We start from the raw sequence: 19,951 nt of genomic DNA on the forward strand, positions 1-19,951 counted from the left end.
CCTACTACAAAACCTTACTATTTATAGGACTAATGCCGGAACCTCGCTAGGGCAGTCCGGTCGTAGTGTGACCACATGCCGCAGCACTCATAATTTGTTACACTATTCTATAGATAGCTTGCTAATAATTTTATGCCTTACGACTGATGGGACCCCTTATGTCTGCTGACGATACGCTAAACGCTCGCCGGGACTTCCTGCGTAAATCTCTGACCCTTATCCCTGTAGTTACCCTAGCCACAACAGGCGGTGCCGGACTGGCATTGGCAGAGCCCGAGCGACAGCATAGCGATAACAAGCCGGGTGAAAGCCCTGCAGCGGATGCCTATCAGCCTACGTTCTTTACGCCAGAAGAATGGGCCTTTCTTCAAGCTGCCGTAGCACGCTTGATTCCCGCCGACGACCGCGGCCCCGGCGCCCTGGAAGCCGGGGTGTCGGAATACATCGACCGGCAGATGAACACGCCTTATGCCCAGGGTGCGAACTGGTACATGCAGGGCCCTTTCCAACCTGATGCGCCCTCCGAGATGGGTTATCAGCTCAGGCTGAACCCCCAGCAGGTCTACCGCCTCGGCATCAAGGCGGCGGATGATTGGTCCCGCCAGCAATACGGTAAAACATTTGCCGAGCTGGATGCCGAGACGCAGGACACCACGCTCAAGCAGTTCGAAGCCGGCAAAGCCGACTTTCAAGCACTGCCATCCAAGACTTTTTTCGCTGCCCTGCTGCAAAACACCAAGGAAGGGTTCTTTTGCGACCCGATCCATGGGGGCAACAAGGACATGATCGGCTGGAAGCTGGTGGGCTTCCCCGGTGCCCGCGCCGACTTCATGGACTGGGTGGAGCGTGACGTGTCCTACCCCTTCCCGCCCGTTTCCATCCGCGGCGAGAGGGCTTGATCCATGGCCAAAGTAATGCAGAAAACCGATGTGGTCATCGTGGGCTTTGGCTGGACCGGCGCCATTATGGCCAAGGAACTTACCGAAGCGGGCCTTTCCGTAGTTGCCCTGGAGCGCGGCCCGATGCGCGATACCTACCCGGACGGCTCCTATCCGCAGGTCATCGACGAGCTGACCTACAGCATCCGCCGCAAGCTGTTCATGGATAACTCCAAGGAAACCGTCACTATCCGCCACACCGTGAACGACACGGCCCTGCCCTATCGTCAACTGGGTGCCTTCCTTCCCGGTGACGGCGTGGGTGGCGCGGGACTGCACTGGTCCGGCGTGCACTTTCGGGTCGATCCGGTGGAGCTGCGCCTGCGCAGTCATTACGAGGAGCGCTACGGCAAGAACTTTATCCCGGACGGTATGACGATCCAGGACTTTGGCGTGACCTACGAGGAGCTGGAGCCCTACTTTGATTTTGCCGAAAAGGTCTTTGGTACCTCAGGCCAGGCGTGGACGGTGAAAGGCGAGCTGGTGGGTAAAGGCAAGGGCGGCAATCCGTTCGCACCGGACCGCTCCGATCATTTCCCGCTGCCGCCGCAGAAAAATCCCGTCTCGGCGCAGCTGTTCCAGAAAGCGGCCTGGGACGTGGGCTACCACCCCTACGACCTGCCTTCGGCCAATACGTCCGGTCCCTACACCAACCCGTACGGCTGCCAGATGGGGCCATGCAACTTCTGTGGTTACTGCAGCGGCTACGTCTGCTACATGTACTCGAAGTCCTCGCCGAACCTGAACATTCTCCCGGCGCTGCGCCAGGAGCCCGGATTCGAGCTGCGCGCCGGTGCCCATGTACTGAAGGTAAACCTGACCGATGACAAGAAACTCGCCACCGGCGTGACCTATGTGGACGCCCAGGGCAACGAGATCGAGCAACCGGCGGATATCGTCATTCTGGGTGCCTTCCAGTTCAACAACGTGCGGTTGATGCTGCTCTCGGGGATCGGCAAACCCTACGACCCGAAAACGGGCGAAGGGGTAGTCGGCAAGAACTTCGCCTATCAGAACATGGCGACCATCAAGGTCTATTTCGACAAGAACCAGCACTTCACCAACCCCTTCATCGGGGCGGGCGGCAACGGCGTGGCGGTGGACGATTTCAACGCGGACAACTTTGACCACGGTCCCCACGGCTTCGTGGGCGGTTCACCGTTCTGGGTCAACCAGGCGGGTACGCGCCCCATCGCCGGTGTAAGTAACCCGTCCGGCACGCCCAACTGGGGCAGCCAGTGGAAGGCCGCAGCTGCCGACTATTACAACCATCAGCTCTCGATGGACTCCCACGGCGCGCACCAGTCCTACCGTGGCAATTACCTGGACCTCGACCCTACCTATAAGGACGCGTACGGCATGCCGCTCTTGCGCATGACCTTCGACTGGCAGGAAAACGACTTCAAGATGACCCACTTTATGGTGGGCAAGATGAAGAAGATCGCCGAGGCCATGAACCCCAAGGCGATCAACGTACAGGTCAAGTCGCCGGGCACGCATTTCAACACAGTCAGCTACCAGACCACCCACCTGAACGGTGGCGCGATCATGGGCACCGACCCGAAGACCAGCGCAGTGAACCGTTACCTGCAGAGCTGGGACGTGCATAACGTGTTTGTGCCGGGCGCGTCGGCCTTCCCGCAGGGGCTGGGTTACAACCCCACGGGCCTGGTGGCAGCGCTGACGTACTGGTCCGCCCGGGCGATTCGCGAGCAGTACCTGAAGAACCCCGGCCCGCTGGTTCAGGCATAAGGAGCAGTGACCATGAAAACGATCCTCTCCGCCCTGGCCTTGAGCCTGCTGGCTTCGTCCGCGTTCGCCCAGGACGCCGCTCCCGATCAGGCCCTGATCAAGCAGGGCGAATACCTCGCTCGTGCCGGGGACTGCGTAGCCTGCCATACCGCACAAGGCGGCAAGCCTTTCGCCGGCGGCCTGCCTATGGAAACCCCCATAGGGACGATCTACTCCACCAACATTACGCCGGACAAGAGCACCGGTATCGGAAACTACAGCTTTGAAGATTTCGACAAAGCCGTGCGCCATGGTATTGCAAAGGAAGGCTATACCCTGTATCCGGCGATGCCGTATCCCTCTTACGCCCGGGTGACCAAGGAGGACATGAAGGCGCTGTATGCCTACTTCATGTCTGGCGTCGATCCGGTGACCAAGCCCAACCAGGATGTAGACATTCCCTGGCCGTTGTCCATGCGCTGGCCGCTGGCGGCGTGGCGCATGCTGTTTGCCCCCGAGGTCGCCGACTTCACGCCTGCCCCGGGCCAGGACCCAGTCATCGCCCGCGGCGCCTATCTGGTGGAAGGCCTGGGCCACTGCGGCGCCTGTCACACGCCACGTGGTTTCGCCATGCAGGAAAAAGCCCTCAGCGATGCCGATGGCAAGGACTTCCTCGCGGGTAGCGCTCCGCTGGAAGGCTGGATCGCGAAAAGCCTACGCAATGACCATAAAGACGGCATTGCCCGCTGGGACGAAGCGCAGTTGGTGGAATTCCTCAAGACGGGCCGCTCGGACGACATGGCCGTCTTTGGAGGTATGACGCAAGTGGTCGAGCACAGCCTGCAATACCTGAGCGACGAAGACCTGACTGCTATCGTCCGTTACCTGAAGACGCTTTCGCCAGTCCATCCGGACGCCCAGCCTTACCAGCGCAACAATGCCGTTTCCGAGGCACTGGTAAAGGGCGACGAAAGCCCGCGCGGCGCAGCGGTCTATATTGATAATTGCAATGCCTGTCACCGCTCTGACGGACTAGGCTACGACCGAGCCTTCCCGGCACTTGCGGGCAATCCCGTGGTGCAGACAGACGACCCAACCTCATTGATTCACATCGTGCTGGAAGGCGGCACACTACCGGGGCTCAAGCACGCCCCATCAACCATCGTCATGCCGCCTTTCGGCTGGCGCCTGGACGATCAGCAGGTGGCGGACGTGGTGACCTTTATCCGTACCAGCTGGGGTAACAAGGGCGGCCCGGTAGACCCCAAGGCCGTTGCCGCACTGCGTAACGACAAGAACCGCACCACGTCGGGCGACGACGTCGGCCAGACAGCCTATAGCAATCAGCCGGACCAGACGCCGGACCTCCGCTAACAGGGCTGCTGTAAACCCAACACCCGCTTCGGCGGGTGTTGTTCTTTGAAGCTCAAGGTTCAGTCAAGCGCTTCGCCCGCCAGTAAGGACAGGCCCACCTCCGAGGCTTTATCCCCCGGCAGGATCTTGCCCGGGTTAAGAAGGTTCTGCGGGTCCAATGCCTGCTTGATCAGCCGCATGGTGTTCACCGCGCCTGCACCGTGTTCCAGCTCCATGAACTTGATCTTGCCTGACCCGACGCCATGCTCACCGGTCGCGGTGCCGTCCAGGGCAATGGCACGGCGGACCAGCCGGTTATTGAGCGCTTCAGCCTCAGCCAGTTCGGCTTTGCTGTCCGGGTCGACGACCAGTCCCAGATGGAAATTACCGTCTCCCACGTGGCCAACCATGGCAATAAAGAACGAAGCCTGTGCAAGGTCTTTCTCGGTCTCGATAATGCAGGGAGTAAGCTGCGAGATCGGCACGCATACATCTGTACTCCATATCCGCCCGTTGGGCCGCATGGATTGCATGGCGTAGTGCACGCTATGACGGGCTTTCCATAGGGCATTGCGCGCGTCTGCGTCGGCTGCCGCAACAAAGCCCACGGCGGCGTTTTCCTCCACAATGGCCTGGGTCTGCTCGATCTGCTCGGCCACGCCAGCGGGCGAGCCGTGGAATTCAAAGAACAGCGTGGGTTGCTCATCCAGCGTCATCTTGGAATAGCGGTTTACCGCCATGACGGTACGGGCATCCAGCAATTCGACCCGTGCCACAGGAATACCGTACTGGATAATCGATACTACCGAGTTCACCGCACTCGCTACGTCCGGGAATGTGCAGACGGCCGCCGAAATCGTCTCGGGGATACCGTACAGCCGCAAGGTAACTTCGGTAATGATGCCCAGGGTGCCTTCCGAACCCACAAAGAGTCGCGTCAGGTCGTAACCCGCCGACGACTTGCGGGCACGGTTGGCTGTCTTGATCACACTACCGTCCGCCAGCACCACGGTCAGCGACAGCACATTTTCCCGCATCGTGCCGTAGCGCACGGCATTGGTGCCGGATGCACGGGTCGCGGCCATACCGCCCAGGGTGCTTTCACCGCCTGGATCGATGGGAAAGAACAGCCCCGAGGTTCGCAGCTCAGTGTTGAGCTGCTGCCGGGTCACGCCGGCCTCCACCGTAACGTCCAGATCGCCCGGCCGGATCGCCAGGATGCGCTGCATACGGCTCAAGTCGATGCAGATACCCCCATGAACAGCGCAAACATGCCCTTCCAGCGAAGTGCCGCCGCCAAACGGAACAATAGGCACGCCGTACTTCGCACAGGTTTTGACAATACAGGACACTTCTTCCGTGCTCTGCACATAGCAGACGGCATCAGGCAATTGGGACCGATGATAGGACTCGCCATGCCCGTGCTGCTCGCGCTCGGCCAAACTGGTAGAGAGCCGGTCGCCTAGCAGTGGTCTGAGTTCATCGAGGACGGCCTGGACAGGCATCGGATAGGGCTGCTGCGCATTCATGAATGGGGCACCTTGTTCTTGTTGTGACGATAGGCTGATCTTTAGCCTAGTACATTCCTATTTGCGAGAGGTCACAAAACCAGGCGTTACAGGGCGGGCCTAAATCAAGAGTGGGAGGCAATAGAAATAAATATTTCAGCCAGTCCGCTAATCTTTCGCCTGCCTGTAACAGGGAAACAGGCAGAACGATGGAATGGGTTAAAAAGACAGGACTTCCTGCACCACTTCGGAGCTTGCTCCGGCGCTCCGCTCCTTCGTTTCTCTATAGCTCAGGGCCTGGATACCTAACCGCTCAGCCCCCTTTTCTAACTCCACACCAGCAACCACAGCGCCTGCGCTCAGCGCAGTTGTTAGACGTGTTGTTGTGACTCCCCTCTGCTGAACACAAGGACGAAGCGATGCCTGAACTGGAACACTGCCGGGAAATTTCCTATAAGCCGAAGTGGCAAGAGCGTTTTGCCTTTTTTGATAAGTACGGCGATCCCAGGAGCGAAACCTGGAAAGCTGCCTTTAAGTCACTTCCCTTCATGAAAAAAGTGCTGATCAACAGGAACTGGCTCGCCTTTTTCTTCGGCCCGGTTTATCTCTTCATTCTGGGCCTATGGAAAATGAACCTGACGCTGATCGGCATCATAGTTCTAATCGCCCTGCTTGAAGTCTTACTTAGCGAATACGGCGGTATCGAAATACCGCAAATTCTGGACGTCGGCATCAACTTCGTACTAGCCAACCTGTACGCCTTGGTCACCAACTATGCGTATTACCTGAAGGAAACAAAAAACACGCAAAGTTGGAATCCATTCAAAGGAGTCAGGCTCTAACCACAGAAAGCCCCGTGCCGCATCGGTTTTGTTGACCTGCTAACACTCTATGATCAAGCCCTGATGTAATTTGGCAACGGGCTTGATCAAGCCAGCCGGAACAGTTCACCCTGTAGCACCATCGTTTCGCCTGGGTGACTGTGCTGACTACGATTCGTCATCATCTCCTTACGCCTCGTTGGCTGCGCAGAGCAGGCGTGCTGCTGTTCCTGCTATTAATGCTTCTGGCATTAGGCAGCCTCGGCTGGGCCTTGTTCTTACGTGGTCTGGAGATCACCCATTGGCAGACGACCGGCCTATCAATCGACCGGCACGGTATCGGTTTGGCTGCACTAGAAGTAGAGCGGCATAGCGATGATGGTTCGGGGATGAAAATAACGGCCGGGCCCGCTCGTCTTGACTGGACCGCCAGCAGGGTTACGTTGGAGCAGGTCGAGATGACGCTTGATCAGGCCGAGACGCCCACCCCATCTACAGACGATACACCCTTTACGCTGGATGATTTCCCCACCCTACCCGGCTGGCTGCCCCATCACCTGAGCGTCAACGCCTTCCGGCTCAACCTGCCCTGTACACAGGGGCATTGCCTGCTTGAGGGCACCCTTAGCGTCGACCGCGCCCGGGATACGCTGTGGCCGCTCACCTTGAATGTAGAGCTACTACACGACGGAAAGCGACTCCAAGGAGTGGCATTGATAGAGGGAAGCCGCGAAGCACCTCGCCTGACAACTACCCTGGCTCTTGATGGCCAGCCTCGCCTCACGCTGCGCATGGCCCTTACGCGCACTACCGAAGGCCAGGCCTTGAGTGGCGATCTGTTGATTCCTACCCTCAACGAAGCGCCCTGGCTGTTGGCCTGGCTCAACGATTGGTGGCCACTCCCGCCGCTGTCCACCGAGGCAATGCCAGGCGCTTTGCATGTTCTGGGTGACTGGCAGCTCCTGTTACCGTCTGACGTACGTGCGCTCGGCGACCTGCTAAGCGCCACAGGAACGGTGCGGCTCGATGCACACCTGCCGCAGCCGTGGCCGGTGCCTAACGTAGGCGCAGTTCAGGGCGATCTGAAGCTGCAAGCCGCTCTGGATGCAGGCCGTGTACTGCCTCAGGTGTTGAAGGCCGACCTGAACCTGGCCACACAACAAACCGCCTGGCACAAGCAGCTACCGAAAGGCATCCGCTTCGATAATGTGCGTTTCAAGGCCGCCACGCTGGACAATACCAAGCCTGACGCTGATGCACTGCTGCCGCTTGAGATCGATATCCGCACGCAGGGCGAGGCCGCCTTGACCCTGCAAGGGCGAATGGCCGTAGCGACCCAACCGCCTTGGCGCCTGCGTCTGGACAACACCGCACTCAGCGGGCAGCTGGACGGCATCCAACAACCCGGCGTTAATCTACAGCGTGCCGGTATACAGCTGAGGGCGAGCGGCACGTTGAACACGACACAGGCCGACCTGACCTTTTCTGAGTTCATACTCAAGGCCGCCCGGTTGGACACAGGAAGCGGCGAATCCTCGATCCGCCTGGAAAACACGACCGCTACGGTTCCCGGACTTCGCCTGCAAAGTACATGGGGGCAGGACACTGCCTTGACCTATCGTGCAAGTGGCCCGCTTGAGTTACGCAGCGAACGACTGACCCAGGCGCAGCTCAAACCACAGGGCTGGCGCTGGGTCGGCCCGGTGGAGGTAACAGAGCAACGCCTGACCTTGAACGGCACCCTGCGGACAGACAGCGGCCTGAGCCTGCCTACTCAACTAACCCAGATTTATGCCAGTGGGCTCGACCTCAAAACCGAATTCGCTCCGCTCTTCATGCGGGCCGGCAATCCTTTGGCCGGCACGCTGGCCGCCTGGCCGGATACGCTCGAATTCAATGACGGGCGCCTACAGGGCTCGGCCCGCCTGAAGCTGCCCGTCAAGGGCGCCATGACTCTAAACCTGCAACTCGATGGCCAGGGCCTGGGTGGGCTGTACGACCGCGCCGAGTTCAGCGGGCTGACGGTCCGTCCTTCTCTCACCCTCACAGGCAATCGCCTGGCCGTAGAGATTCCCGATCTAATGCTGCGCGAGCTTAATCCAGGCGTGGTGCTGGGGCCGCTGCAGTTGAGCGGACGTTATCAGGCCTCTCTGGACGCACCACTGGCCGGCACGCTGAATTGGCAGCAGGTTACACTCGACGTATTGAGCGGTCAGGTCTCGCTACCGCCGGGGCAAGGTAATCTGGGTAACTTATCCCTTAACCTGCCGGTTCGGATTCAAGGTATCCAACTCGCCTCGCTGCTTGAAGCCTATCCCACCGAGGGCTTGAGCGGCAAAGGAACAATCGACGGCGAACTTCCGCTGCGCTGGACGCGTGAGGGCATTCGCGTCGAGCAGGGATATGTCGCTGCGCGCGAGCCGGGCTTTCTGCGTTTTCGTTCGGAGCGCATCACAGCTTTGGGTCGTACTAATCCGGGAATGCAGTTGGTAGCCGACGCCCTGGAGGATTTCCATTACGCTGTGCTGCGCAGTGGCGTCGACTATCACGAAGACGGCACGCTGAATTTGTCGCTACGCCTGGAGGGTCGCAACCCGGATCTTCAGAAAGGACGCGCCTTTAATTTCAGCATCAACCTGGAAGAAAACATTCCGCAGCTGTTGACCAGCCTGCAACTGACTGACCGAGTCAGCGAGACACTTCAGCGTCGTGTGCAGGAACGTCTGCGGCGCGATTCATCGCATCCATGACAGAGGAGAGCCCTGATGGGGTTAAGCCCAAAGATTTACCTGTTGCTGCTCTGCCTGTTGGGCAGCGGCTGTACCCCGACCGTTCAGGTAGCGGTCCCCAACGAACCGATCAACATCAACCTGAACGTAAAGATTCAGCACGAAATCTATATCAAGGTCGACAAGGCCCTGGATAATGTACTCAGCGAATCCAGCGGGTTGTTCTAAGGAGCCAGACTCATGCGTACGTTCATTCGAATCGCCAGCTTGTGCCTGGCCTTTTCCTGCATCGCCCCTGCCTGGGCGATGGATCTCAATCAGGCCATGGAAGCGCTGGGCAGCGCCAAAGCGGCTGGACAGCTAGGTGAGCAGCCTAACGGCTACCTGGGTATAGTCAGCGGTGGCGGCCAAGCGAAAGAAATCGCGACCTTGATCAACAATGCCCGCCGCGCTGAATACAAGCGCCTGGCCCAGCAGAACGGCATTCAGCTGGGCGATGTGGAGGCCATCGCCGGGAAAAAAGCCTTGGATAAAACGCCGTCAGGCCAGTACATCCAGCTCAACGGCAAGTGGATCAGAAAGTAAAGCCATCACGATAGAGCCCGCATGGTGCGGGCTTTCATTGAGGCATCATGCCGTCAAGGTCACTTTCTAATTGCCGGAGCGCTCACCTTTAGCCTCTGGAAAAGAGTCGATAACTGACGGTCCATGTGTCAAGCGAAGACCTGACGGCAACAACCATCACTGTATCCCTGTCGAGACCTGTGCACTGGTCGCAGGAAAATATCGTGGAAAGACGACTGCCATACACAGAGCCCCGCTCGAACCGCCACGATCGTTTGCATAAATCCAGGCAGTTATGCAGGCAGTCCAAAATCTTCCAGCCGGCCGGCTCCTGCCATAACTGATGCTCGTCTGCAATCAAGCGATCCACACCATACCTCCCAAAAACCGTGCGATAGGCTTTGCTTCCCGCACTTACCCTGCCCTGCACATCGGGTATTGGATGACCGTACACCACGGTACGACTCTGTTCTTTCTTGACCCAATGAATAGGTGAAAATTTCGTTAAATGTCTACGGACAAGCATGAGTTGACTGGAGGCTGCCCTTAAAAGAAAAGGTGACGAAACACCTAAGAAAGAACTTGAACGCGCATTTTGTACAAGTGTCGTACAAAGTGTTCGCGTCGCAGCGGCATGCCAGGATAAAGGTGTCAGGATCGCACCTGTAGACCCCTATTTACCTGGAGCGCTACCTCGGCCAGCCCCAGCAGACTCGAACTCCTGAAGGCACTACGGCAGAGGTCTCCTATGAATGTTCATCAATTAACGCAACACGTGAAGAACGGTGATGTACAAGAAATCAATCTTGTTTCCATGGAGGGCGGCTCCTATGTTCTTCATGCCTTGAAAGACAATGCGTCCTGCCCGATCGTAGATGCGAAAGGCGATACCTTGCATATCGCCTCGGTAGAAGAGGCGCGCAAATTCCTGTCTGACGTACCTGATGTTCAGCTCTACCTGGTCCAGCCGGCGGTCTATGAAGAAATGGTTGGCCAGCCCAGCGCGCCGTTGGATTCCCGCGAGCCGCTCCCGCTTCGCTCCAGTTTTTGATACCCCGTAGCAAAGCAGGCTTTAAGCCCTGATATAGAGCCGCCCATACCCGTCCGTGCCGCTTCGAGCTTGAACTTCTCGAAGCAGCAAGGTTACTAAATATTGTGGACGTAACGCCTCTCTGGGCCTGTATATAAAAGGAGTTCACCGTGAGACAGCAGCAAGAGAACACAACAAAACGTAACAAGATAACCATGACTTACGTGGTTGCTCTTTCTATCGCCGGGCTGATACTTGCGCTTATCCTCATTAAATTCGTTCTGCCTCAGTCTGAAACGTTTGATGGCGATGCCGTGAAACAAAGACCACCTTTAAGCGACTTCATTACACAGGTGCAGGCAGAGGCGTGCCCGAACGAGACCTCACAAACACCTTCTCAAGACTGCCTGAACGCTCTCTCGGAGCGAGCCAAGGACGAGGGGTATGATCAAAGCGAAATCGTGAACTACCTGAAGCAGCGCTTCCCCGCTATTCCCTGATCAAGGCCTTAATTAGGTGAGCGCTCCAGCAGTTACCAAGAAAACCGCCCAAATAAATAAAATCAGCTCAACTGTAATAAGCTGGCTGATTTTATTTATTATCCCGTATATTATTTAAAGCAATCTTTTTATTTTCATAAGTTTATTACATCACCAAGCTTAACCTTTTAAACTAAAATCCATTACCCGCTGAAACTTATATACATATCATTTTTAGTTAAATGGCATTGACAGCCAAACTCTTGGCAAGCAAAGCGATTTCTTCACCTTAAAAACATCCTAGCCCGCTTACTTATTAAATCTATTAATAGAAAATTAATTTAATTTTATAGCTATAACTTCTTTCTATACTTGAGCGTTCTTTTATAACGTTTATTTACATATCTTTCAGAAAATCCGTTTTAATCCTGAGCACCTGTAGAGTCTTGAGATAGAGCATGAACGTCAAAGTCAGAGAAAACACTTGGCTTGCCTAGCTCATATATCACCAGCATGCAAGGTCTTTATTTTGTTGACTCTGTTCAATTCATCTCCTCACTTGTTCAAAAATCGTTCAGACACTCTGTGCAAAACTCCTGTTGAATAGCCGCATAAACTCCCCACGCCAACTTTGTCATCGCTCCGTAATAAATTCCTAACCATTCCGTCATTATCCCTCGCAATACTGGCCCCGTTTTAAGTCGGGTTACTGGCCTTTATTCCAAGGCCTTTTCTGCCGGTAGCTTACGGATGGCCCGCGTCATCCCTTTAATACGGAGAGTTATTATGCGTCTTGTTTCTACACGAACCGCAGCAGCCGTTTGCGGCAGCCTGTTGCTTGCCTTAAGCATCCCGGCCAACGCCGCGGTCGACGCCAAACTGCTGGACATGCTGAGGGCCAACGGTTCCATTACGCCCGCCCAGCATGCCGAGTTGAAGGCTGAACTGGCTCGCGAGACGCAAGCGACGCAGGCAGCCTCCAGCAACAGCCAGGCGGTTACGAAAGCAGACCTGACAGCATTCGAACAAAAGCTGGCTTGGGCAGCCAAGACGCAAATCAAGGGTGACGTTCGCCTACGCTACGAAAACGTAGATGCCGACACTAACGCCAGCGAACAGAGCCGCGAGCGCGTTCGCGCCCGTATCGGCTTCTACAGCGAGATCAATCCGCAGGTCGATGCTGGTGTACGTATCGCCACAGGCAGCAGTTCGGATCGTCGCTCGACCAACCAGAGCCTGGAAAATTACTTCAGCAAGAAAAGCATGTGGGTCGACCTGGCCTACCTGGACTGGCACCCCACGGCAGTCAAGGACCTTCACCTGGTCGGCGGCAAGATGCTCCAGCCCTGGGTCAGCATGGGCGACGTGATCTGGGACGGCGACATCAATCCGGAAGGTTTCGCGGCCACTTACAAAATGCCGCTGGGCAGCACAGGCGCTGAAGTCTTCGGTAGCGCGGGTTACTACATTCTGGACGATAACGTCGATGGCGATGGCGTCGAGTTCAGACACGACCTGAGCATGTACGCCGGCCAGTTGGGCACTCGCTTCGCGCTGACCGATGGCCTGAAGCTTACCTTGGGCGGCAGCGTGTACGCCTTTGATGGCGACAACAGTGAAAACGCCCAGGCAGCCCTGGCCGTCAACGGCAACACCACTACACAGTTCCGCCTCTATGAAGGCTTCGGTCAGCTTGACGTAACTACTCTCCCAGTCCCGCTGGCTGCCTATGGCCAGTATGTTGTCAACGACGATTCAGCAACCGATCAGGATACCGCCTGGCTGGTGGGTCTGAAGAGCAAGGTGGGCAAGTTCGGCCTGGACTACAACTATCGTGACGTTCAGCGCGATGCTGTGATCGGCGCCTTTACCGACTCTGACTTCGCTAATGGCTACACGGGTTCGCGCGGTCACAAGTTCAAGGTGGCCTACCAGATCGACAAGAACTTTGGGCTTGGTTTGACCTACTTCCTGGCCGAGTCCGATACTGCAGCCAGCAGCCGCACCGATGCAGACGTGAACACCCTGCAAGTAGACCTGGAAGCCAAGTTCTAAGGCTCTTTACGCAGCGGTAAGTACTACCAGCGGCCAGACATCCTTCCGGAGTCTGGCCGCTGTGCTGCCAGAGGTCCGCTATAGTGCAGCACACGTATGGCCTTCTGCCTTCATATGTAACCCCGCCGTCATATCTCTCTTTTATGCTACCTGCGTCTCATTTTCGAGGTAGTACCTTTATGTCATCTCTTCAGGACACCTATCGGCCCAGCCATACGATTGCCTGGGTTATCCTGGCCTTTGTTTGCTATGCCCTGCCCTGGTCAGTATTGGCCGCGACGCTGCCTCTCCCGGCAAACGGCCAGCCCGCTCTCAGGATTCATGGGTCTAATACTATCGGCGCACAGCTATCGCTGCTCATGGTTAGGGGATTTCTCAAAGAACAAGGGTTCGAGCGCGTAGTGAGTCAAAATGGTCTCCAGGAAAACGAACGTCTCGTGATCGGCACACGGGCAGATGGCAAAAGCGTGCGTATCGAAATGGCCGCACATGGCTCCAGTACCGGTTTTCAAGGTTTGATAAGCGGTGAGGCGGATATCGCCGCCGCCTCGCGGCCGATCAAGAGCAGCGAAGCGTTAAAGCTGGAAAGCCTGGGAGACTCACGCGGCGCCGGATCCGAGCATGTGATCGGGATCGATGGCATCGCCATTATTGTCAATCCCGCTAATCCCCTGGCTTCACTTTCCACGGAAGACCTGGCTCGTGTGTTTTCGGGTGACATTCAGGACTGGAAAGCACTGCAGGGCCCGGCCGGACCGATTCATCTCTATGCCCGTGATGACAGGTCCGGAACCTTCGACACCTTCAAGGAGCTGGTCATGGCATCCTCCGGGAAAAGCCTGGCCGCTACGGCGGAGCGTTTCGAATCCAACGACGCATTGTCTGCAGCAATCCTCAAGGACCCTAACGGCATCGGTTTTGTCGGCCTAGCTGCCATCGGCAAGGCCAAGACTTTGACCGTCTCGGATGGTCAGGCCTTGCCCTTGGCCCCGACGACCAACACCATTGCCACCGAGGATTATCCCCTGTCGCGGCGTCTGTTCTTTTACACCCGCCCCCTCGAGACCAACCCGTGGGTAAAGGCTCTGGTTAGTTATGCCCAGAGCCCTGCCGGGCAACAGTGGGTCAACCTGAGCGGCTTTGTAGCCCAGGAGATCATGGCGGTTCGCCCCGTAGTACCGTCTAACGCACCTGACAGCTACCAGGCGCTGACGACCAGCGCGCAGCGGCTGTCCGTTAATTTCCGGTTCGCCGAGGGAAGCGCCACCCTGGATAACAAGGCCAATCGCGATATCCAGCGACTTCTGGACTACCTCAAGCAAAACGACAAGCTGGATAAGAAGGTGACCCTGATCGGCTTCAGCGACACGAAGGAAAACCTCAAGCGGGCCGAGTTGTTATCTAAGCTGCGCGCCATGGCGGTTCGCCGGGAGCTGAATAAAGGCGGTGTGATCTTTCACGATATTGTTGGCCTCGGCGAAGCCCTTCCCGTGGCCTCGAATGCCAGCAATAACCGTTTGAAGAACCGTCGAGTTGAAGTGTGGGTGCATTGAGGAGCAGCTAACTTCCCTATGGCCGCAGCGTTATGCCTGAAAGACTGCGGCCTGGGACCGTCAGCCGTAACAACCGGAACCACACCTGAGCTAACTGTTGCCGGCAGCCGCAGCCAGAATCTCCTGCCCACACAGGTCATTCGATAATCGCATTGATTCTCGGTACAGCAAGCCACCCCGAATGCCTGACCTTAGATTACAATCCGCGCCTCAGGCATGGATGCCGTCTAGTGCGCGTAGGTCCAGTGATTGGGTGAGCGCAAAGCCTATGACTGACCGTGACCGAGTAAACGCATGCTGCCCGCCCCCCTACCCGTTAATGAACAAGCGCGCCTGCGCTTACTGCACAGCCTCGAGATCCTGGATACCCCTGCCGCAGAAACCTTCGACCGTATCACGCGGGTCGTAGCCGAAATGCTCAAGGTGCCTATTGCGCTGGTCTCGCTGGTGGATGAGCACCGGCAATGGTTCAAGTCGAAAGTGGGTCTCGATATCGTCGAAACGCCCCGAAATCTTTCCTTCTGCGCATATGCCTTGCATGAGGAAGACATGCTGGTTATTGAGGATGCCAAGGCCGACCAGCGTTTCACGGACAACCCTCTGGTGACGGGCACGCCGCATATCCGCTTCTATGCCGGCGTACCGCTCCGGATGTCCGGCGGGCTGGTCCTCGGCACGCTGTGTGCCATCGATAAAACACCCCGCTCGCTGACACCCAGCGCCCGGGCCGCACTCAAGGATCTGGCCCGTATCATCGAGCGGGAGCTGATCCAGCAAGAAACCATTAAAGATACGCGAATCGTACATGAGTATGACCGGCGTGCCCTGGCGGTAAGCGAGGCGCGCTTCGCGACTGCTTTTCACAAGACACCCACCGGCAAAGCCATCATCGACCTGAAGGGACACTTTATCGAGGTGAATCCGCGTCTGTGCGAGATGCTAGGCTACGCCCCAGAGGTCTTGCAGCAGAAAACGCTATCCGACATCACCCATTCCGAAGACCTGAGTCTTAGCCTGCAACTGGTCGATGAATTGCTGGCCGGTACGCGAGACACGTACATGCTGGAAAAGCGCTACCTCTGTCAGGACGGCACCTTTATCTGGGCCGAACTCAGCGTAGCGCTAGTTCGAGACGAAAACGCAGAGCCGCTGCATCTCCTCTCCGTTATTCAAGATGTCAGTGACCGCAAGCAAAGCGAGGCGTTGCTACACGATCACCAAATGGAGCTGGAGCGACGCGTAGTACAGCGAACCGCGGATCTGCAAAGCAGCCGCGAGACGTTGCAGGCCATCACGGACAACCTCCCGCTGCTCATCGCCCATGTTGATCGCACACTGTATTATCAATTTGCCAATGACATCTATCGTCAGATTTTTGGTATCGACCCTGTGAGCCTGGTGGGCAAGCCTTTGTCATCCATGCTGCACCCTGAGTTATATGAAGAGTTACTACCCTGTTTCCAGGCTGTTCTGGCAGGCGAGCGGGTGATACGCGACAACATCCGCTACAGCCTTCAGCAGGACCGCATCTGGTGCACCACCTATATCCCCGATATACGCCAGGGCGAGGTAGTAGGCTTTTATGTGATGTCGCAGGACGTGACCGAGCGCAAATTGGCTGAGAAAGTTCTTATCGACAAAGCCATGCTGGATCCGTTGACCGGCTTGCCTAATCGTCGTGCTCTGGGCGAAAAGCTGGAGCAGATAATCCATGCCGCGCAAACCGAGCAAATACCGTCCGCTATTTTCTTCATGGACCTGGACGGCTTCAAGGCCATCAATGATATGCACGGTCATGATGCAGGCGATGAAATCTTACGACAGGTTTCGCGCCGCTTGACGCAAACCGTCCGCCGAGATGATTTCGTCAGTCGCCTGGCCGGTGATGAATTTGTGATCGTGGCCAGCGGCATACCGTCACCCGGCATTGGCAGCCGTATCGCTGAAAGTATCTGCCAAGCCCTGGCCGTTCCCTTTCCATTGGATAACGGTTTCGCCAAGCTGGGCGCAAGCATTGGCATTACCTTGTGCCCCACAACCGGCGAGGTTTCGGCCGAGAACCTACTGGCCCAGGCCGACGCGGCCATGTACGAAGCCAAGCGCAAAGGCCGAAACAACCATCGCTTCGCCTCTCCGTTAGTGCACCCGGCCAAGCGTGCGTCAGCGGCCAAACATCCTGTGTAGCGCTGATACAAGGCGGCCCGGCACTTGAGCCGTCTTGTAAGAGAGCATCAACGGCTATCAAGAGCCTGCTGAACCGTTGGCAATTCTCGCCTGACAGTAGGCTTTGAAAGGCTCAAGGTCAGACGAACAGAGCAGTTTCGCTATTGAGCGCACCTCAGACTCTGGCCACTCCCACCATCGACTGGCGAGAAGAAACTCACAGGTCTCATCATTGAACCGTTTTTTGATGACACGTGCTGGATTTCCGCCTACTACGGTATACGGAGGAACGTCCTTCGTAACTACACTACCCGCCGCCACTACAGCACCGTGACCGATCTTGACCCCGGACAAGATGATCGCTTGGGAACATAGCCACACATCACTACCAACAATAATATCCCCATGCGTACCACCAAAATCAGGGACACCTTTCGCTTCTTCGATGAAAGCTGGAAAGGGAAAAGATGATAGCCAATCTGTTCGATGGTGACCGCCCAGATAGAAATGCACGCCTTCTGCAATCGAGCAGTAATTGCCTATTTCCAGCGTCGAGCCTTCCTTCCAGTCGGATATGCAGGGACGGCCATACGTGCCTACACCAAACTGATAGCCGGGATAACGCCCCTGCATACGCGTCTGATTGCGCAGTAGCTTATTAGGCTCTTTCTTCTTTCGCTTGAAGAGTTGAGACAGGGAATCGATAAGCACCATGTGTTACAGCCATCGCGCAGTAGCGCATTCAGTGTATATATTCAATCGATAGCAGACTATCGACGCCTCGTCAGGTAGTTCATGATCACGCCAGGTGCTCTAGGTAATGGCCTTTACTCGTTTCAACCTGTGTATCCATTAGGATACATGGTGCAGAAAGACTGGAAAGCATCTTGAGTCGCTGGTATCGCGGCTACCTAAACACATTCAAGAAAAAGGCAGGCCGCGAAGCCACCCATGGGCTTTCCCGGCGGCAGGTTACCGGCGCGCTGGTCCTTCTGGCATTACTGGTCTTTTCGAAGTACATCTACATGGCCAGCATCACCAGTTATTTCACCTTTTACCTGATCGAAAAATTCGACCTTTCCGTCGCCAGTTCCCAGATGCATCTGTTCCTCTTCCTGGGTGCCGTGGCAGCCGGTACGTTCTTTGGCGGGCCGATTGGCGACAGGATCGGGCGTAAGGCTGTGATCTGGTTTTCCATTCTTGGGGCCGCGCCGTTTACCTTGGCAATGCCCTACATGGACCTGTTCTGGACAAGCGTTCTAAGCGTAATTATCGGATTCATCCTGGCCTCGGCCTTCTCGGCCATTGTGGTGTACGCACAGGAGCTGGTGCCCGGTAACGTCGGCATGATCGCCGGGATATTCTTTGGTCTGATGTTTGGCTTTAGTGGAATCGCGGCGGCTGCGCTGGGGCACCTGGCTGACTTGCATGGCATCGCGTACGTCTACACGCTGTGCTCGTTCATGCCGCTTCTCGGCATTCTTACCGTCTTTTTGCCCTCTACTAAAGCAAAGCGCAGCGTGCCCTCCTGACTTCTGATACCCGCCTGAAAGCTGCAAGCCCTTCGCAGGAGGGCTGCGGCGCAACGTAAATGAAGTATTTGCCTTATCGTATGCCGCGTCTTGCCGAGGTTAAGTGCTGTGGAAGCAGAAATCGTTATAGAACCCTCGTTCTTGCTCATCCTGGGATTGGTCGCGTTTGCCGCCGGGTTTATTGACACCCTGGCTGGCGGTGGCGGGTTGATTACCGTTCCGACACTCATGCTGGCCCAGATCCCGCCCCTGTATGCACTGGCCACGAATAAGCTTCAAGCCTCGTTCGGGACCTTAATCGCGACGCTGACATTACTGCGCAAGCGCAAAATCGTTTGGTCCGAGGTCAAGAAACCCTTTCTGGCCTCATTCGTAGGATCGGCACTTGGTGCGTTGGTCATTCAACACGTCGATGCAGGTGCCCTGGAGGTGCTGGTTCCAGTTGTGCTTGGTGTTATCGCCCTGTATTTCCTGCTGGCCCCGAATGCAGGCGCGCTCGAACGCAAACCGCGCATGGGCCCGCGTCTGCATCGGCTTCTGGTCGTCCCGCTCATTGGTTTCTACGATGGTTTCTTTGGCCCCGGCACCGGCTCTTTCTTTTCACTTAGCGAAGTTGCCTTGAGAGGCCGCGACCTGATTGCAGCAACCGCCACGGCCAAGTCCCTGAACCTGGCGAGCAACGTTGCCTCGCTGCTGATCTTCATCCTCGGCGGAAAAGTGCTCTGGCTCGTGGGCGGGGTCATGGCGATCGGCCAACTGGCCGGGGCCTACCTGGGCTCCCTGGCCGTCATCGGCGGCGGCGCCCGGCTGATCAGGCCGCTTATCGTGCTGATCTGTTTAGCGATGCTAGGGCGCTACCTGTATCAGAACGGGTATTTTTCAGCTATTGGCTGATTGGCTTTTGTGCCTGTCTGTTACATACCGATTGTGTAGTTCGCTCTGGGCTGGCTGCCTATATCCAGTGACCGCAACCCCAGAATCGGCTATGGCAGCCAGGAATTTCCAGTGTTCTTGCTTGCCTCTAGACACGCAAGAAAGCACCCAGGCTCCTTGATTGGCAAACGCCATAGCAGCGATTTCTATCACCAATCGCAGGATGAGCCCCTCGTACTTCATCTCCTTGGGATTTGTGATCCTTTAACCACCACCCGGTGCGGATAACCGAATGAGCGGCCGCCTCCAGCTGGCATATCAGGCGATATAACGTAGGCGATTTACATCTTTGGATGGTGGGCACCCAAACTGACGGCTGTACTCGCGGCTGAATTGCGAGGGGCTTTCATAACCAACGCGATAGCAGGCGCTGGATACATCGAGCCCTTCATTGATCATTAACCGGCGAGCCTCCTGCAAGCGTAGCTGTTTCTGGTACTGCAGCGGACTCATTGCGGTGACAGCCTTGAACAGGTGATACAGCGCAGAGCTACTGAGCAAGCGATGCGCCATGCATGCTGCCAAGGGCGAGAAAACCCTGGCCAACGCAGCCGGGCGTTGG

15 protein-coding genes and 2 pseudogenes are annotated in these 19,951 nt (G+C 56.7%); 14 read left to right on the forward strand and 3 right to left on the reverse strand.

Translation table 11 applies throughout. From position 1 onward, the window contains the following. Positions 1-158: 158 nt before the first annotated feature. The 3 genes from IQ22_RS02915 to IQ22_RS02925 are packed head-to-tail and all read left to right on the forward strand — an operon-like array spanning position 159 to position 4,043. On the forward strand, positions 159-899 hold the full coding sequence (locus IQ22_RS02915; protein WP_145137848.1) for a gluconate 2-dehydrogenase subunit 3 family protein: 741 nt from the start codon (positions 159-161) through the stop codon (positions 897-899). Between the two features lie 3 nt (positions 900-902). After that, complete coding sequence (locus IQ22_RS02920) at positions 903-2,690, forward strand: GMC family oxidoreductase (protein ID WP_145137851.1); 1,788 nt, start codon at positions 903-905, stop codon at positions 2,688-2,690. Positions 2,691-2,702: 12 nt separating this feature from the next. Further along, positions 2,703-4,043, forward strand: a complete 1,341-nt coding sequence (locus IQ22_RS02925) for a cytochrome c (protein WP_145137855.1) — start codon at positions 2,703-2,705, stop codon at positions 4,041-4,043. Positions 4,044-4,102: 59 nt separating this feature from the next. On the opposite strand, the gene IQ22_RS02930 is transcribed toward IQ22_RS02925, so the two are convergent. Further along, a complete protein-coding gene (locus tag IQ22_RS02930; protein ID WP_145137858.1) occupies positions 4,103-5,551 on the reverse strand; it encodes an FAD-binding oxidoreductase in 1,449 nt (482 codons plus the stop codon). 398 nt (positions 5,552-5,949) lie between these two features. Between IQ22_RS02930 and IQ22_RS02935 the strand changes: the two genes are divergently transcribed. The 9 genes from IQ22_RS02935 (at position 5,950) to IQ22_RS02975 (ending at position 16,945) form a co-directional block, all read left to right on the forward strand. Continuing rightward, the gene (locus tag IQ22_RS02935) at positions 5,950-6,372 is read left to right on the forward strand and encodes a DUF2628 domain-containing protein (protein WP_145137861.1); all 423 of its coding nucleotides are present in this window, start codon (positions 5,950-5,952) and stop codon (positions 6,370-6,372) included. Between the two features lie 134 nt (positions 6,373-6,506). Then, the gene (locus IQ22_RS02940) at positions 6,507-9,101 is read left to right on the forward strand and encodes an intermembrane phospholipid transport YdbH family protein (RefSeq protein ID WP_145137864.1); all 2,595 of its coding nucleotides are present in this window, start codon (positions 6,507-6,509) and stop codon (positions 9,099-9,101) included. A gap of 15 nt (positions 9,102-9,116) precedes the next feature. Continuing rightward, entirely contained in the window at positions 9,117-9,308 is a 192-nt protein-coding gene (locus tag IQ22_RS02945; protein WP_145137867.1) for a YnbE family lipoprotein, read from the forward strand. Between the two features lie 12 nt (positions 9,309-9,320). After that, entirely contained in the window at positions 9,321-9,665 is a 345-nt protein-coding gene (locus IQ22_RS02950) for a YdbL family probable chaperone protein (protein ID WP_145137870.1), read from the forward strand. 727 nt (positions 9,666-10,392) lie between these two features. Next, positions 10,393-10,695, forward strand: a complete 303-nt coding sequence (locus IQ22_RS02955; RefSeq protein WP_145137872.1) for a DUF6482 family protein — start codon at positions 10,393-10,395, stop codon at positions 10,693-10,695. Between the two features lie 149 nt (positions 10,696-10,844). Continuing rightward, complete coding sequence (locus IQ22_RS02960) at positions 10,845-11,174, forward strand: hypothetical protein (RefSeq protein WP_145137875.1); 330 nt, start codon at positions 10,845-10,847, stop codon at positions 11,172-11,174. Between the two features lie 765 nt (positions 11,175-11,939). After that, positions 11,940-13,208 carry a putative porin gene (locus IQ22_RS02965; RefSeq protein ID WP_145137878.1) on the forward strand — a complete coding sequence of 423 codons (1,269 nt, stop codon included), beginning with the start codon at positions 11,940-11,942 and terminating at the stop codon, positions 13,206-13,208. 179 nt (positions 13,209-13,387) lie between these two features. Beyond that, positions 13,388-14,761, forward strand: a complete 1,374-nt coding sequence (locus IQ22_RS02970; RefSeq protein ID WP_145137881.1) for a phosphate ABC transporter substrate-binding/OmpA family protein — start codon at positions 13,388-13,390, stop codon at positions 14,759-14,761. 294 nt (positions 14,762-15,055) lie between these two features. Continuing rightward, positions 15,056-16,945, forward strand: a complete 1,890-nt coding sequence (locus tag IQ22_RS02975) for a bifunctional diguanylate cyclase/phosphodiesterase (protein ID WP_145137884.1) — start codon at positions 15,056-15,058, stop codon at positions 16,943-16,945. Between the two features lie 57 nt (positions 16,946-17,002). On the opposite strand, the gene IQ22_RS23815 is transcribed toward IQ22_RS02975, so the two are convergent. Next, the gene (locus tag IQ22_RS23815; protein WP_145137886.1) at positions 17,003-17,638 is read right to left on the reverse strand and encodes a CatB-related O-acetyltransferase; all 636 of its coding nucleotides are present in this window, start codon (positions 17,636-17,638) and stop codon (positions 17,003-17,005) included. 173 nt (positions 17,639-17,811) lie between these two features. Between IQ22_RS23815 and IQ22_RS02985 the strand changes: the two are divergent. Then, positions 17,812-18,456: pseudogene (locus IQ22_RS02985) on the forward strand (MFS transporter); the annotation flags it as partial. 108 nt (positions 18,457-18,564) lie between these two features. Next, the gene (locus IQ22_RS02990) at positions 18,565-19,350 is read left to right on the forward strand and encodes a TSUP family transporter (protein ID WP_244308902.1); all 786 of its coding nucleotides are present in this window, start codon (positions 18,565-18,567) and stop codon (positions 19,348-19,350) included. Positions 19,351-19,647: 297 nt separating this feature from the next. On the opposite strand, the pseudogene IQ22_RS02995 reads toward IQ22_RS02990, so the two are convergent. Beyond that, positions 19,648-19,887: pseudogene (locus IQ22_RS02995) on the reverse strand (helix-turn-helix domain-containing protein); the annotation flags it as partial. Between the last annotated feature and the right edge of the window lie 64 nt (positions 19,888-19,951).

Source organism: Pseudomonas duriflava, assembly GCF_007830155.1.
Classification (GTDB): domain Bacteria; phylum Pseudomonadota; class Gammaproteobacteria; order Pseudomonadales; family Pseudomonadaceae; genus Chryseomonas; species Chryseomonas duriflava.

What these genes read in the sequence shown, in the direction of transcription:
- IQ22_RS02915 (WP_145137848.1), top strand. Translation starts at nt 159, where the DNA reads ATGTCTGCTGACGATACGCTAAACGCTCGCCGGGACTTCCTGCGTAAA.
- IQ22_RS02920 (WP_145137851.1), top strand. Translation starts at nt 903, where the DNA reads ATGGCCAAAGTAATGCAGAAAACCGATGTGGTCATCGTGGGCTTTGGC.
- IQ22_RS02925 (WP_145137855.1), top strand. Translation starts at nt 2,703, where the DNA reads ATGAAAACGATCCTCTCCGCCCTGGCCTTGAGCCTGCTGGCTTCGTCC.
- IQ22_RS02930 (WP_145137858.1), bottom strand. Translation starts at nt 5,551, where the DNA reads ATGAATGCGCAGCAGCCCTATCCGATGCCTGTCCAGGCCGTCCTCGAT.
- IQ22_RS02935 (WP_145137861.1), top strand. Translation starts at nt 5,950, where the DNA reads ATGCCTGAACTGGAACACTGCCGGGAAATTTCCTATAAGCCGAAGTGG.
- IQ22_RS02945 (WP_145137867.1), top strand. Translation starts at nt 9,117, where the DNA reads ATGGGGTTAAGCCCAAAGATTTACCTGTTGCTGCTCTGCCTGTTGGGC.
- IQ22_RS02950 (WP_145137870.1), top strand. Translation starts at nt 9,321, where the DNA reads ATGCGTACGTTCATTCGAATCGCCAGCTTGTGCCTGGCCTTTTCCTGC.
- IQ22_RS02955 (WP_145137872.1), top strand. Translation starts at nt 10,393, where the DNA reads ATGAATGTTCATCAATTAACGCAACACGTGAAGAACGGTGATGTACAA.
- IQ22_RS02965 (WP_145137878.1), top strand. Translation starts at nt 11,940, where the DNA reads ATGCGTCTTGTTTCTACACGAACCGCAGCAGCCGTTTGCGGCAGCCTG.
- IQ22_RS02970 (WP_145137881.1), top strand. Translation starts at nt 13,388, where the DNA reads ATGTCATCTCTTCAGGACACCTATCGGCCCAGCCATACGATTGCCTGG.
- IQ22_RS02975 (WP_145137884.1), top strand. Translation starts at nt 15,056, where the DNA reads ATGCTGCCCGCCCCCCTACCCGTTAATGAACAAGCGCGCCTGCGCTTA.
- IQ22_RS23815 (WP_145137886.1), bottom strand. Translation starts at nt 17,638, where the DNA reads ATGGTGCTTATCGATTCCCTGTCTCAACTCTTCAAGCGAAAGAAGAAA.